The 14316-nt window shown below is 70.1% G+C and carries 9 protein-coding genes and 1 tRNA gene; 6 read left to right on the plus strand and 4 right to left on the minus strand.

The window, feature by feature from the left end; all coding sequences use genetic code 11:
- Positions 1 to 49 precede the first annotated feature (49 nt).
- Both ACH4K1_RS28505 and ACH4K1_RS28510 read left to right on the plus strand, forming a co-directional pair.
- A complete protein-coding gene (locus ACH4K1_RS28505) occupies positions 50 to 1024 on the plus strand; it encodes an ArsA family ATPase (RefSeq protein WP_398092451.1) in 975 nt (324 codons plus the stop codon).
- Positions 1021 to 2469 (plus strand): ArsA-related P-loop ATPase, encoded by a 1449-nt coding sequence (locus tag ACH4K1_RS28510; RefSeq protein WP_398092452.1) that lies wholly within the window; start codon positions 1021 to 1023, stop codon positions 2467 to 2469. Before ACH4K1_RS28505 ends, ACH4K1_RS28510 begins: the two co-directional genes overlap by 4 nt.
- Before the next feature lie 135 nt (positions 2470 to 2604).
- On the opposite strand, the gene ACH4K1_RS28515 is transcribed toward ACH4K1_RS28510, so the two are convergent.
- Positions 2605 to 2955, minus strand: a complete 351-nt coding sequence (locus ACH4K1_RS28515) for a WhiB family transcriptional regulator (RefSeq protein WP_006126397.1) — start codon at positions 2953 to 2955, stop codon at positions 2605 to 2607.
- Between the two features lie 696 nt (positions 2956 to 3651).
- On the opposite strand from ACH4K1_RS28515, the gene ACH4K1_RS28520 reads away from it, so the two are divergent.
- Positions 3652 to 5910: a transglycosylase domain-containing protein gene (locus ACH4K1_RS28520; protein WP_398092453.1), complete on the plus strand. Its 2259-nt coding sequence runs from the start codon at positions 3652 to 3654 to the stop codon at positions 5908 to 5910.
- Positions 5911 to 6232: 322 nt separating this feature from the next.
- On the opposite strand, the gene ACH4K1_RS28525 is transcribed toward ACH4K1_RS28520, so the two are convergent.
- The gene (locus tag ACH4K1_RS28525) at positions 6233 to 6697 is read right to left on the minus strand and encodes a GatB/YqeY domain-containing protein (protein WP_228994534.1); all 465 of its coding nucleotides are present in this window, start codon (positions 6695 to 6697) and stop codon (positions 6233 to 6235) included.
- Positions 6698 to 6777: 80 nt separating this feature from the next.
- On the opposite strand from ACH4K1_RS28525, the gene ACH4K1_RS28530 reads away from it, so the two are divergent.
- The 3 genes from ACH4K1_RS28530 to ACH4K1_RS28540 all read left to right on the plus strand — a co-directional run bounded on the left by ACH4K1_RS28530 (position 6778) and on the right by ACH4K1_RS28540 (position 9138).
- Complete coding sequence (locus tag ACH4K1_RS28530; protein ID WP_398092454.1) at positions 6778 to 7716, plus strand: metallophosphoesterase; 939 nt, start codon at positions 6778 to 6780, stop codon at positions 7714 to 7716.
- A gap of 137 nt (positions 7717 to 7853) precedes the next feature.
- Positions 7854 to 7927, plus strand: a tRNA-Pro gene (locus ACH4K1_RS28535).
- 785 nt (positions 7928 to 8712) lie between these two features.
- Positions 8713 to 9138: a hypothetical protein gene (locus tag ACH4K1_RS28540; protein ID WP_398092455.1), complete on the plus strand. Its 426-nt coding sequence runs from the start codon at positions 8713 to 8715 to the stop codon at positions 9136 to 9138.
- Between the two features lie 148 nt (positions 9139 to 9286).
- On the opposite strand, the gene metG is transcribed toward ACH4K1_RS28540, so the two are convergent.
- Together metG and ACH4K1_RS28550 are read right to left on the minus strand one after the other, a co-directional pair.
- On the minus strand, positions 9287 to 11008 hold the full coding sequence (gene metG / locus ACH4K1_RS28545; protein ID WP_398092456.1) for a methionine--tRNA ligase: 1722 nt from the start codon (positions 11006 to 11008) through the stop codon (positions 9287 to 9289).
- A gap of 152 nt (positions 11009 to 11160) precedes the next feature.
- The gene (locus tag ACH4K1_RS28550) at positions 11161 to 13917 is read right to left on the minus strand and encodes an NACHT domain-containing protein (RefSeq protein WP_398092457.1); all 2757 of its coding nucleotides are present in this window, start codon (positions 13915 to 13917) and stop codon (positions 11161 to 11163) included.
- Positions 13918 to 14316 lie beyond the last annotated feature (399 nt).

The following is a 14316-nucleotide window of genomic DNA, read 5'->3' on the forward strand; positions in this document are numbered from 1 at the left end:
CGTACGGTCCCGTGCGTAGGCCGGGGCCTGACTGGTTAGGCTCGAATACGTGAGCAGGTTCCAGGTCGTCAGTGGCAAGGGCGGCACCGGTAAGACCACGGTCGCCGCCGCCCTCGCGCTCGCCCTCGCGACCGAGGGCAGGCGCACCCTCCTCGTCGAGGTCGAGGGCAGGCAGGGCATCGCCCAGCTCTTCGGTTCCGGCGCGCTCCCCTACGAGGAGCGCAAGATCGCCGTCGCGCCGGGCGGCGGGGAGGTGTACGCGCTGGCGATCGACGCCGAGCTCGCCCTCCTCGACTACCTCCAGATGTTCTACAAGCTCGGCGGCGCGGGCCGGGCCCTGAAGAAGCTCGGCGCGATCGACTTCGCCACCACCATCGCGCCCGGCGTCCGGGACGTGCTGCTGACCGGCAAGGCGTGCGAAGCCGTACGCCGCAAGGACAGACAGGGCCGCTTCGTCTACGACCACGTGATCATGGACGCCCCGCCGACCGGCCGGATCACCCGCTTCCTGAACGTCAACGACGAGGTCGCCGGGCTGGCGAAGATCGGCCCGATACACAACCAGGCGCAGGCGGTGATGCGGGTCCTGAAGTCCCCGCAGACCGCGGTGCACCTGGTCACGCTCCTGGAGGAGATGCCGGTCCAGGAGACCGCGGACGGCATCGCCGAGCTGCGCGCCGCCGAACTGCCTGTGGGCAGCGTCTTCGTGAACATGGTCCGCCCGCACCTGCTGGACGAGGACGCCCTGCGCACCGCCGCGGGCGGCCGCCGCGGGGAGATCGCCAAGGCGCTGACCCGGGCCGGAGTGACCCGTTCCGCCGCCCTCGTGCGTCCCCTGGTCGAGCAGGCGGCCGAGCACGCCGAGCGGGTCGGCCTGGAGCGGGAGCAGCGCGCGGTGCTGGCCGGACTCGGCCTGCCGACGGCCGAACTGCCCCTGATCGGCGACGGGGTGGACCTCGGCGCGCTGCACGACCTGGCCACGGAGCTCCGCAAGCAGGGCGCGGGGGAAGAGGGGGACGCATGAGGGCGGACACATCCGGTACGGAGACGGCGGGCGCGGGGCTGGCCGGTCCGGCCCCGGACACCGGCGCCGGCACGCCCCTCGACGTCGACGCGCTGCTGGACGACCCGGGCATCCGGATCGTCGTGTGCTGCGGTTCCGGCGGGGTCGGCAAGACCACGACGGCCGCCGCCCTCGGCGTACGGGCCGCCGAACGCGGCCGGAAGGCCGTCGTCCTCACCATCGATCCGGCCCGCCGGCTCGCCCAGTCGATGGGCATCGACCAGCTGGACAACGTCCCCCGGCAGGTCGACGGCATCACGGGCGACGGCGAACTGCACGCCATGATGCTCGACATGAAGCGGACCTTCGACGAGACCGTCGAGGCGCACGCGGACGCCGAGCGGGCCCGGGCCATCCTGGAGAACCCCTTCTACCAGTCCCTGTCGGCCGGGTTCGCCGGTACGCAGGAGTACATGGCGATGGAGAAGCTGGGGCAGCTGCGGGCGCGCGACGAGTGGGACCTGATCATCGTCGACACCCCGCCCTCGCGCTCCGCGCTGGACTTCCTGGACGCGCCGAAACGCCTGGGGTCCTTCCTGGACGGGAAGTTCATCCGGCTGCTGATGGCGCCCGCGAAGGTGGGCGGCCGGGCCGGGATGAAGTTCCTCAACGTCGGGATGTCGATGATGAGCGGGACGCTGGGCAAGCTGCTCGGCGGTCAGTTCCTGCGGGACGTCCAGACGTTCGTCGCCGCGATGGACACCATGTTCGGCGGCTTCCGCAGCCGCGCGGACGCCACGTACAAGCTGCTCCAGGCCCCCGGCACGGCCTTCCTCGTGGTGGCGACGCCGGAGCGGGACGCGCTGCGCGAGGCCGCCTACTTCGTGGAGCGGCTGGCCGCCGAGGACATGCCGCTGGCCGGTCTGGTCCTCAACCGCGTGCACGGCAGCGAGGCCGCGCGGCTCTCGTCCGAGCAGGCGCTGGCCGCCGCGGAAAATCTTGACGTCGCCCGCATTGTGGATCAGGAGGCCGGGAAAGCTGGCCTTGGCGACCGGGAAGCCCCCGACCCGGCCCCCGCCGCCTCCGGACCGACCGAGCCGCCCCTCTCCCCCGAGGCCGAGCAGGCGTCCGGCCCCGAGCCCGCACCCGAGCACCAGGACACGACGGACACACCCGACGAGATCGACACAGCCGGCGAGACCGACGCCGCCGGCGAGAGCGCCGGCACCGGCTCCGGCATCGGCATCGAGGAACTGACGGCCGGGCTGCTGCGCCTGCACGCCGAGCGCATGCAGGTCGTCGCCCGCGAGGACCGCACCCGCGACCGCTTCACCGCGCTCCACCCCGAGGTGGCGGTGACGGCCGTGGCGGCGCTGCCCGGCGACGTACACGACCTCGACGGCCTCCGGGCCATCGGCGACCGCCTCGCGGGCGGTTCCGCCCCGGCTCCGGCCGGAGCGGCGTAGCAGCGACCGGTGCGTCCGGGCACGGACGGGGCTCCGGCGCGCCGCCGGTGCACGGCCCGCGGACGGCCCGCGCACGGGCCGGACTCGGCGGCGGCGTCCGCGCTCGCCCGCACGCGTCGTGGACCGGGCCCGCGGCTACCCCACCGCGGCGTACGTCTCGTGCAGCTCCTCGTCCTCCAGCCCGATGACTCCGGGCAGGATGCCGGTGGACCGCTCGTACTCGCTGCGCGCGGTCTCCAGCAGTCGGCGCCAGGACGTGACGGTCGGCCGACGGCGCAGCAGCGCGCGGCGCTCCCGCTCCGTCATGCCGCCCCACACGCCGAACTCGACGCGGTTGTCCAGCGCATCGGCCAGGCACTCGGTCCGCACCGGGCATCCGGTGCACACCGCCTTGGCTCTGTTCTGCGCTGCCCCTTGTACGAACAGTTCATCCGGATCGGTAGTGCGGCAGGCTGCCTGCGCACTCCAGTCGGTTACCCAGCCCATGCCGGCGCCGTCCTCTCCCGAATCGAGGCTCCCCCACGGCGGTAGCGGCATATTCACCGCTGCCAGTTGTGGACGTTACGGAAGGTGGGGACAGCACAACACCCCCTTCGGGCCCAATCTTGAATGGTCCGAACGGACTATGCGTATGCGGCAGATCACCCAGGGGAGTGAGCGAAGGACATGCGCGACTAACCCTGCGAAAAACGGACAGTGTACTCAAGTCGCAAAGGACTTCTTCTGGCATACGGGGCGTTTCGGGAGCGCCTCGGTGCCACAACGAAGGGCCATGCAGGGCAATGCGGTTGCTCATCGGTCAGGAGAAGAATGACCAGAAGATGCGCATGGGACGGCAGGGGACTTGATACGTAACCGGACTGCTGTGACAGTTGAGAGCAGCTTAGGCCAACGCCTGCCCGTCTGTCCGGCGAATGCGAACGTAGCCGCCGCACGTCCGCGTGCCCGCGCCGCACACAGGGGCCGCGAGGCGAGGGGCACGCTCCCCGGACGCCGAGGAACCGCAGGCGCGGACGGACCACCCGGCACCGCCCACCGCCACCCCGCGAGGGGCCGCGAAGGGTTCGTCGGCGGTCGGGGGACGGCCGACCGGCCCATCCGGATGTCACGGTCTGGTACGCGAACGCTCCGAGAGGCCCCTGCTCCTACGACACGTTCATCACAACTGGTTAGGCTGCCCCCATGCCAAAAAAGCGCTCGGGCGGGGGTCTCACCACGACCCAGCAGGCCGCCAAGTTCCTCGGTGTCGCCGCGCTCTCCGGAGCTGTCCTGGCAGGCATCGCGCTGCCCGCAGCCGGAGCGCTGGGGCTCGCCGCGAAGGGGACGGTCGAAGGCTTCGACGAGATCCCCTCCAACCTCAAGACGCCGCCGCTCAGCCAGCGGACCACGATCCAGGACCGCGACGGCGGCACCATCGCCACGGTCTACTCCCGTGACCGCACGGTCGTCCCGCTCAAGGACATCTCGCCGTACATGCAGGACGCGATCATCGCGATCGAGGACTCCCGCTTCTACGAGCACGGCGCGGTCGACCTCAAGGGCATCCTGCGGGCGATGAACCGCAACGTACAGGCGGGCGGGACCGCGCAGGGCGCGTCGACCCTCACCCAGCAGTACGTGAAGAACGTCTTCGTCGAGGAGGCGGGCGACGACCCGGAGAAGGTCGCACAGGCCACACAGCAGACGCTCGGCCGCAAGGTCCGCGAACTGAAGTACGCGATCCAGGTCGAGGAGGAGCTCGGCAAGAAGAAGATCCTGGAGAACTACCTCAACATCACGTTCTTCGGGCAGCAGGCGTACGGCGTCGAAGCCGCCTCCCAGCGCTACTTCTCCAAGCGCGCCAAGGACCTCAAGCTGGAGGAGGCCGCCCTGCTCGCCGGCCTCGTCCAGTCGCCGAGCCGCTACGACCCGGTCAACGACACGGAGGAGGCGACCAAGCGCCGCAACACCGTGCTGGCACGGATGGCCGCGGTCGACAGCATCTCGCGGACCGAGGCCGACAAGGCCATGGCGACGCCCATCGAGCTGAAGGTCTCCCGGCCGAAGAACGGCTGCATCACCGCCGTCAGCGGCTCCGGCTTCTTCTGCGACTACGTCCGCAAGACGATCCTCACCGACCCCGCCTTCGGCAAGACCGAGGAGGACCGGGCCAAGCTCTGGAACCTCGGCGGCCTGACCATCCGGACCACGCTGGACCCGCGCGCGCAGAAGGCCGCCAACGAGGCCGCCACCGCGAAGGTCAACAAGACCGACAAGTTCGCGGCGTCCGTGGTGCAGGTCCAGCCGGGCAGCGGCAAGATCCTCTCGATGGGCCAGTCCCGCCCGTACGGCCTGGACCAGAAGCAGAACGAGACCGTGCTGAACCTCGCCGTCAGCAACAAGATGGGCGGCAGCACCTACGGCTTCCAGGTCGGCTCGACGTTCAAGCCGTTCACCGCGGCGGCGGCACTGGAGAAGGGCATCAGCCCGGCGACGTCGTTCTCGACGGACTGGAAGATGACGCTCAAGGAGCGGGACTTCCGCAACTGCTCCGGCTCCCCGGCCGGCTACGCGGACTGGCCCCTGCAGAACGAGCTGGAGTCCGAGAAGGGCACCTGGGACATGACCAGCGCGCTCGGCAAGTCCATCAACACCTACTTCGCGCTGCTGGAGCAGAAGGCCGGCCTCTGCGAGACCGTCGAGATGGCCAAGAAGCTCGGGTACGAGCGCGGTGACGGCAAGAAGGTCGGGGAGTACCCGTCGATCACCCTCGGCGGTGAGGTGAGCACGCCGCTCTCCATGGCCGGCGCGTACGCCGCGTTCGCCAACCGGGGCACGTACTGCACGCCGATCGCCATCGAGTCCATCAAGGACCCGCAGGGCAAGAAGGTCCCGGTGCCGAAGACGTCCTGCTCGCGCGCGATGAGCGAGCGGACCGCGGACACCATCAACCAGATGCTCAAGGGCGTCGTGGAGGACGGCACCGGTACGCAGGCCGGACTCAGCGACCGGGACAACGCCGGCAAGACCGGTACGACCAACGACCGCAAGGACGCCTGGTTCGTCGGGTACACCCCGAACCTCTCCACCGCGGTGTGGGTCGGTGACGACATCGGCGAGAAGAGCTCGATGTTCGGCGTCACCATCGGCGGCCAGTACTACGACAAGGTCTGCGGTGGCTGCCTGCCCGGCCCGATCTGGCGCATCGCGATGACCGGCGCGCTGGACGCCTCCGAGACCCCGGGCTTCAACCCGGTCTCCGTGCCTCGCGGCAAGGAGAAGGAGGACAAGGAGAAGGGCGACCGGAACCCCGGCCGCGGCCGGGGCGACGAGGACCGCGAGGACCGCAAGCCCGGTGACGACGGCAACCGGTTCCCCGGCATCGAGCTCCCGGACGGCGTGATCGGCGGACCGGGCGGCGGGCCCGGCGGCGGCCGGGGCGGCGGCCACGAGGGCCCCTGACCCGTAGGAACGGCGAAGCGGAGAGAGGGCGGGCGCCCCGGTCACGACCGGGGCGCCCGCCCTCTCTCCGTGCCCGGCGACGGCGCTTTCCGGTCTCCGGGCGGCCTCCGGCGGCGGGGCTCTCTTCCCTCCGGCAGCGAGGCCCGGACAGGACCGGCGGCGGCGGCGGTTCAGCCGACGGGCTGCGCTCCACCACCTGCTCAACCGGCGAGAGGTTCCTCATCCGGGGCTCAGCCGACGAGAGGGTTCTCCGTCACGACTCAGCCGCCGAGAGGGCGCTCCACCACCTGCTCAGCCGGCGAGGCGCCGCTTCACCGTGTCCTCAGCCGGCGAGGCGCCGCTTCACCGCGGCGGCGACCCGGCCGCCCTCGGCGAGCCCGGCCACCTTCGGGTTGACGATCTTCATGACGGCGCCCATCGCGCGCGGCCCCTCGGCCCCGGCGGCCTTCGCCTCCTCGACGGCGGAGGCCACGATCGCGTTCAGCTCGTCGTCGGTGAGCTGCTTGGGCAGGTAGCCGTCGAGGAGAAGGCCCTCCGCCTTCTCCCGCTCGGCCTGCTCGGTCCGACCGCCCTGGGCGAACGCCTCGGCCGCCTCACGGCGCTTCTTCGCCTCCTTGGCGATCACCTTCTGCACCTCGTCGTCGGAGAGCTCGCGCGCCGACGTGCCGCTGACCTCTTCCTTGGTGATCGCGGTAAGGGTGAGCCGAAGGGTGGACGAGGTCAGCTCGTCGCGCGCCTTCATGGCGGCGTGGAGGTCTTCCTTGAGCTTGGACTTGAGCGTGGTCATGCCGTGATTGTGACAGGTGCGGGCCCCGGACCGCCCACCGGTTTTCCCGGCCGCACGGCCCGGTCTGCGACGATGGGCACATGCGCGCACGCTACGGAGTCCCCCTGAAAGTCACGGCAGTCGGCGCGGCGGTCGGCGCCGCCGGACTGGCCTACGCCGCCGGGTTCGAGGCCCGCTCGTTCCGCCTGCGGCGGGTCACCATTCCGGTGCTCCCGCACGGGGCACGCCCGCTGCGCGTGCTCCAGGTCTCCGACATCCACATGGTGAGCGGTCAGCGCAAGAAGCGCGCCTGGTTGCAGTCGCTCGCCGGACTGCGTCCCGACTTCGTGGTGAACACCGGCGACAACCTCTCGGACCCGGACGCCGTACCGGAGCTGCTGGACGCGCTGGGCCCGCTGATGGAGTTCCCGGGGGTGTACGTCTTCGGCTCCAACGACTACTACGGCCCGAAGCTGCGCAACCCGGCCCGCTACCTCCTGGAGAAGGCCCAGGGCAAGCACGGCCTGAACGGCAACGCCCCCGCGGTCGGCGTCGTCCACAACCCGTGGGAGCCGATGCGCGACGCCTTCGACGAGGCGGGCTGGCTGAACCTGTCGAACACCCGGGGCCGGCTCAAGCTCGACGGCATGGAGCTGGCGTTCACCGGCCTGGACGACCCGCACATCAAGCGGGACCGGTACGCGGAGGTCCAGGGCGGCCCCACGAGCGGCGCCGACCTCTCCATCGGCGTGGTCCACGCCCCGTACCTGCGCTCCCTGGACGCCTTCACGGCCGACGGCTACCCCCTGATCCTCGCGGGCCACACGCACGGCGGCCAGCTGTGCATCCCGTTCTACGGGGCGCTGGTCACCAACTGCGACCTGGACACGGACCGGGTGAAGGGCCTGTCGAGCCACACGGTCGGCGACCGCCGCGCCTACCTCCACGTCTCCGCCGGCTGCGGCACCAACCGCTACACCCCGGTCCGCTTCGCCTGCCCCCCGGAAGCCACCCTGCTGACGCTCACGCCGAGGGCCTGAGCCCGGGGAAGGGACCGATGTGCGGGGCGTACGGGGGCCCCGGACACCGGGCGTGCGCGAGGCCGGGCAAAACCGGATTTCGCCTCCGGCCGCAGGTGGGCTAAAGTAATCGATGTCGCCGGGAGTCCGGTGGACATCGGGGTGTAGCGCAGCTTGGCAGCGCGCTTCGTTCGGGACGAAGAGGTCGTGGGTTCAAATCCCGCCACCCCGACAGCTGAAGTACCAGGTCAGGGGCCTGATCCACTGAGTGGATCAGGCCCCTGAGTGGTTTCCGGGGTCGGTTTGGGAGCCACTGGGGAGCCAGGAACGGGAGGCGGTTCCCCGGCGGTTCCCAGACGGATGCGGGGAGGGCCACCGCGGAGCGGGGCTGCTATGCCCGAGGCCGCACATGCCCTGCGCTTGGAGCGCTCGAACTAAGCCGCCAGGCGGGCGAGGGTCCGAGTGAATAGTCTCGCCATGGTTGCCGGTCGGCTGCCGGGGCCGACCCCGCTCACCGGGCGGGCTGACTATGGGGGGACTGCGCCGCTCTATGACGCAGGCAGGGCCGACCTGGCCCTGTGAGCGGTATCCAGCAGGGCGTGTCGCGCCCAGTCGGCAACAGATCAGCTGTCAGTGCGCCGGTATGCCACGGGCCTCCCACTCACCTTCACGATGACACCGGCGTCGGCGAGCTCTCGGAGCACCTGGCGTGCCCGCTTCTTCCCGGTCGCCACACCAGTTGGACGGTACCCCGCTCCGAACAGGGCCGCCAAGGCGCGTTCAGCGTCCCAGGCCCCATGGAGGGCGTGGATGGCCTCGCTGAGAATTTCAGCGTGCGTCTGCGTGCTGCTCATATGCCCTTCGAGGCTGCCTGCCAACTCGCCTTACCGTAAGCGCCAGATGGGCAAAGAGGGCGTCCCGACTGCACACTCGTTCGCCACCGTACGAGCGATTGTGGGACCCCCGCCGTCACTGTACGTTTCCGCGTATGGATCGGCTTGGCTCGGAGGGGGCGGGATGCCTGGATACGGCCGTGCAGACAGCGAGTGGGACGTGCTCGTAGACGCCGGACGGGGATTCCTCGTCGAGCGCGCGAAACTTGGCAAGCTCACCTCCTACACGGAGCTCAGCGTCACCCTGGCCAAGCGAACCGGTTGCCGCGCCTTCGACTTCGGGCGGGCTGATGAGCGCGCGGCCGTGGGACATCTGCTCGGATTGATCGTGGAACGGGATCAGGAGATCGCTCCTTCCGACCCTCCTGTCATGCTCTCGGCACTGGTGAACTACCTGGGTGCCAACGACGCCGGATCCGGTTTCTACCAGCTGGCCAAAGACCTCCGGCTTCTGCCTATGAGTGCATCCGCAGACGAGAAGTTCGAGTTCTGGATTACGCAGGTGAAACGGCTCTACGAACGCCATGGGGCGAGTCCGGCCGTAACCTGAGGACTACGGGCCAGTGCAGCAGGTGAGCAGAGCGGCACCCACGTATCCCCCCGCCCTGGTTGAGTCCGAGCCGACATGAACCGGCTGGGCGCTTCCGCGCCCGTACCGTCGGACGAAGCCGCAGTCGGTACGGGCGCCGAAGACGCAGTCAGGCGTCGGATCCGCCGAAGCGCTCCCGGTAGGACTCCAGGTCCTCCTCCGTGATCTTCGCGAAGAGGACCGGCGGGACGGTGAACGGCGTGCCGGCGGGGACGGCGGCCAGGGACTTCGCCTCTTCGGGCGCCACCCAGGTCGCGGTGTCGGCGGTCAGGGCGAAGGCGCCCCGCATGGCGGCGGCCGAGGCCGGGATGAAGGGCTCGGAGACGATCGCGTAGAGGTGGATGAGGTTCATCGCGGTGCGCAGGGTCAGGGCCGCGCCGTCCGGGTTCGTCTTGATCTCCAGCCAGGGGGCCTTCTCCTCCAGGTAGGAGTTGCCCGCCGACCACAGGGCCCTCAGGGCCGCCGCCGCCTTGCGGTACTGGAGGGCGTCCATGTGCTGCTCGTACTCGGCGAGGAGGCGGGCGATCTCCTCGCCCAGGCGCGTCTCCGTCTCGCCCGCCGCGTTGCCTGCGGGGACCTCGTCGCCGAAGCGCTTGCGGGAGAAGGACAGGACGCGGTTGACGAAGTTGCCGAGGGTGTCGGCCAGGTCCTTGTTGACCGTGGCGGCGAAGTGCTCCCAGGTGAAGGAGGAGTCGTCGGACTCGGGGGCGTTGGCGATCAGGAAGTAGCGCCAGTAGTCGGCGGGGAGCGTCTCCAGCGCGGCGTCGGTGAAGATGCCCCTCTTCTGGGAGGTGGAGAACTTGCCGCCGTAGTACGTCAGCCAGTTGAAGCCCTTGACGACGTCGACCTTCTTCCACGGTTCGCGCACGCCCAGCTCGGTGGCGGGGAACATCACCGTGTGGAACGGGACGTTGTCCTTCGCCATGAACTGCGTGTAGCGGACGGTGTCGTCGGCCTCGTACCACCACGACTTCCAGTCGCGGGTCTCGCCGGCCGGGGCCGCGTCCGCCCACTCCTTCGTCGCGCCGATGTACTCGATCGGGGCGTCGAACCACACGTAGAAGACCTTGCCCTCGGCCGCCAGCTCCGGCCAGGTGTCCGCCGGGACCGGGACGCCCCAGTCGAGGTCGCGGGTGATCGACCGGTCGAGCAGGCCCTCGGTCAGCCACTTGCGGGCGATGGAGGAGGACAGATGCGGCCAGTCCGCCTCGTGCCGGGCCACCCACGCCTCGACCTCGTGCTGGAGCTTCGACTGGAGCAGGAAGAGGTGCTTCGTCTCGCGGATCTCCAGCTCCGTGGAGCCGCTGATCGCCGAGCGCGGGTCCAGCAGGTCCGTGGGGTCCAGGACGCGGGTGCAGTTCTCGCACTGGTCGCCGCGCGCCTTGTCGTAACCGCAGTGCGGGCAGGTGCCCTCGACGTACCGGTCGGGGAGGAAACGGCCGTCGACCGGGGAGTACACCTGGCTGATCGCCCGTTCCTCGATGAACCCGTTCTCCCACAGCTTCCGCGCGAAGTGCTGCGTGATCTCGACGTTCTGCTGCGAGGAACTGCGGCCGAAGTAGTCGAAGGCCAGTCGGAAACCGTCGTACACGGCCTTCTGGTCACCGTGCGCCTGCGCGCAGAACTCCGCCACCGAGACCCCGGCCGCCTTGGCCGCCAGCTCGGCCGGTGTGCCGTGCTCGTCGGTCGCGCAGATGTACAGGACGTCGTGACCGCGCTGGCGGAGGTACCGGGAGTACACGTCCGCCGGAAGCATCGACCCCACCATGTTGCCCAGGTGCTTGATCCCGTTGATGTAGGGAAGCGCGCTGGTTACCAGGTGTCGAGCCATCCTCGGATGCTCCATTCGTACGTGTGCGGCGCCGGCGGCCGTGTCGTGGCAGGTCCGGCCGGTGTGTGCAGTCGGCGGCTGCCGTACGCGGGCGCGCGCAACTGCGGAACGCGGCCATCGTAGGGCACCTCCCCACCGTGACGGCGAGCCGTTTACCCCCGGCCGTCCGCGGGCCGGGCGGTCGTACCGGCCCGGCTTCCCCTGCGCACCACCTTCATGGACGAGGGCAGGGCGTCGGCGCCGGAGACCGTCACTCCCCTGGGCACGTAGATCCTGCGCAGCGGCAGTACGGGGGCCATCGGCGCCACGTCCAGGTGGGGCAGGGGGGTCTCGACGGTCAGGGTGCGCAGCTGCGGCAGTTCGCGCAGCCACCGCCACGAGGTGCCGATGTCCGCGGTCAGCCAGAGGTCGGTGATCCGCCTCCTGCGGCAGCCGTTGAGGAAGTCGACGGCCGTGAAGTCGCCGACGATCTGGATGCCGGCGCGTCCTCCGTAGCTGCTGAGCGCGTGCAGTTCGGGCAGGTTGGAGACGGGGAAGTAGAGGTCGTCCTCGTCGAGGTGGGCGATGACCTCCTCGCCGTAGACATCGGTGTCGAAGCGGCTCCAGGCCCGTACGAGTTCGCGGCGCACCCGGAGGTCGTAGTGGCCGCGGTAGCGGGCGAGGACGTCGATGGCCGCGTCGGTCGCGATGCGGGTCGCGGCGAGCACCGTGTAGTGGGCCTCGTCGGCGGCCTCCTCCACGGCCTCGTCCGCCGCCCTCTCCTCGTCCGAGCGGTCGTCGACGGCGGCCTCCTCGATCTGCCGCTTCCTCTCCCACCACTCCTTGCCCGGCGGCTCGTCCGGGGGGTGCGGAAGCAGGTCCAGTACCACCGGGCCGACCTCGACCAGCGCTCGGGCCTGGTCCGGCGTACGGGGCGGGATCAGGGCACCCGCGTACTCCTGCACCTCCGCGCGGACCTCGGGGTCGAGCTCTGTGGCGTGTTCGAGGCAGGCGGCGGCGAGGAGGTGCAGCCGGTTCATCCCGTGCGGTGTGACGTCGGTCCGCCGGACGAGGCCGGTCAGGAGCCGGGTGCGCTCGGTCGGGCGGGAGTGGGCGACGGCCATTCTGATGACGTCCTCCCACTGGTCCAGATGCGCGTGGGCGATGAGGAAGTCGAAGTCGAGCCCTTCTACGGCGGCCTTGGCGCCGAGGTAGTCCTGGAAGGTCCGGTGGATGAAGTCCATCGAGTGGACGCTCGGTTCCCGCAGCAGGCCGCTGCGGATGAGGAGGTGCCGGTAGATCTCCTCCGCCGTGCCCTGCTCCTCCACCTTCGGCATGGTGGGCAGGGTCTGGGCGAGGAGGCCCACCGCGTCGGCGCGGTCCATCTCGGAGCGGCCGTTGCGGATCATCCAGTAGGCCAGCTTCTGGATCAGCTGGATGTGGTGCGCCTCGCCGATGCGGATCGAGCCCGGTTTGTAGACGCCGCGTTCACGGTCGCGCCGGAAGAGCAGCATCGAGAGCGCCGCGTCGTAGATCTCCTTGCGGCCCTCGGGGAGGTAGCCGCGGCGGTCCTGGTGCAGTGCGCAGATCAGGCCGCACATCAAGGGGTTGGTGGCGAGTCGGCCGAGGTCCTGCTTGGCCCGTACGGCGCGTAACAGTTCGCGGGCGTACTGGTCGCTGATCCCGGCCGCCGTGTGCCAGCGGTTCACGAAAGCGGCGATGTTGTCCCTGCTCATCGGTGCGAGGTCCGCTTCGGCGAAGTCGTCCCCGCTCAGCCAGTTCTCCTGGACGGCGGAGGGCCGCGAGGTGACGAGCCAGCGGTTCTCCGGATAGGCGCTGATCAGTTCCTGGAGCCAGCGGCGGGCATCGTTGCGGTCGTCCTCCGGGATCTCGTCGATGCCGTCGATGAGGATGAGACCGCGGCCGGCCCGCAACACCCGGTCGAACCAGCCCACCGGCTGCAGCGCGGCGATCGGGCAGTCCACCGCCGACAGGAACTCGTCGGGAGCCGGCAGTCGGGCGCCGCCCCGGGTGAGCGTGCGCAGGGGCAGGACGAACGGCACCAGCCCGTAGAGATCCAGCTGTTCCCGCCGCGTCGTGGAGACCGCCAGCCACTGGACGAGCGTCGTCTTGCCGGAGCCGGCCACACCGCGCAGCAGGACCCGGTCCCGCGCGGTCAGCACCTGGTCGGCGGAGAGCCGGGTGGGGGCGGCCCCGGTGGCATCGCCCACCGCGTCGAGGCTGAGGTAGGCGACATCCAGCCGCCAGTTCTCCGGCCCCTGGGACAGGTCGAGGCCGAAGATGCTCAACTTGCCGTGCTTGTCCGTGATGTAGCGCGCGTACCGCTCCTCGAAAGGTCCGTCCGCGGGGGACGGTTCCCGGGTGATGAGCAAGTCGATCTTGCGCGTCAGGTCCTCGATGCTTCGGCTCTGCTCCACCAGGGTGCGCGGCACGAACGCCGAGCGCTGGGTGAAGAAGTTCAGGATGTGCAGGCACGCGGTGTTCAGCACGTTCGCATGCAGTTCGACGGCGTCGGCCGACAGTCCCCGCACGGCCGCCCGGCTCATCGACCTCAGCCTCCGGGCCAGGTCCATGTGACCGAGTTTCACGGCCTGTACGTCATCCATGTCGAGGGTGCCCATGGCCCGCAGCGACGAAGCGACGGCGTTGGTGACGGCTCGGACCTCGAAGCTGGGCAGCCGCTCCTCGGTGCCGGTCGACTGGACGGCGCGCTCGACCAGCTCCCCGGCTATCCGGTGCAGCGCGTTGTCGGAGAGCGTCCGCTGCTCCCCGCGGAAGGACACGAGCCGGGAGACCCGGACCGGTTTGTCGACCAGTTCCGCCCCTGGCCCCGGGTTCAGGAACAGCTTCTTGATCAGCGGGGTCACGACGCTGGACGCGAGGCGCGCCCCGATAACCGCGGGTTCCATCTGCTCTCCGAGTGGTGACGCGCGGCGCTCTCGGCCGCCCGGGCCGTCAGGATATGACGATCCGTTGATCAGTGATTACCCTCCGCGGGAAGTCGTGGGCGGGGGCACGGCGGCGGCCGGGTGCCCGCTCACATCGGCGGCCCCGACGGGGCGGTGGGTCCGGGCGTCCCCGTGCCTCGCGCACCCCGCCCCCTGTCAGCCCGCCCCCGAGGACAGCGAGTTGACCCGTAAGGATGAATCCACTGCCCTTCCGACGCCCGAGACCGCCCCTCCCGGGCCGGGAAACGCCACCCTCCCGGCCTCGCCGAGGCGCACGGGATTTCCTCCAACTCACCTGCAAGAACACGCAGTTGAGGGTTTATCTACGCGCGGAGCATGAGTCACCGAACGATCATTCGG

The organism is Streptomyces sp. NPDC017448 (assembly GCF_044330565.1).
Taxonomy (GTDB): Bacteria; Actinomycetota; Actinomycetes; order Streptomycetales; family Streptomycetaceae; genus Streptomyces.

Bases quoted from the DNA above. Each gene is read 5' to 3' on its own strand.
- ACH4K1_RS28510 (WP_398092452.1), top strand. From the start codon at position 1,021: ATGAGGGCGGACACATCCGGTACGGAGACGGCGGGCGCGGGGCTGGCC.
- ACH4K1_RS28515 (WP_006126397.1), bottom strand. From the start codon at position 2,955: ATGGGCTGGGTAACCGACTGGAGTGCGCAGGCAGCCTGCCGCACTACC.
- ACH4K1_RS28520 (WP_398092453.1), top strand. From the start codon at position 3,652: ATGCCAAAAAAGCGCTCGGGCGGGGGTCTCACCACGACCCAGCAGGCC.
- ACH4K1_RS28525 (WP_228994534.1), bottom strand. From the start codon at position 6,697: ATGACCACGCTCAAGTCCAAGCTCAAGGAAGACCTCCACGCCGCCATG.
- ACH4K1_RS28530 (WP_398092454.1), top strand. From the start codon at position 6,778: ATGCGCGCACGCTACGGAGTCCCCCTGAAAGTCACGGCAGTCGGCGCG.
- ACH4K1_RS28540 (WP_398092455.1), top strand. From the start codon at position 8,713: ATGCCTGGATACGGCCGTGCAGACAGCGAGTGGGACGTGCTCGTAGAC.
- metG (WP_398092456.1), bottom strand. From the start codon at position 11,008: ATGGCTCGACACCTGGTAACCAGCGCGCTTCCCTACATCAACGGGATC.
- ACH4K1_RS28550 (WP_398092457.1), bottom strand. From the start codon at position 13,917: ATGGAACCCGCGGTTATCGGGGCGCGCCTCGCGTCCAGCGTCGTGACC.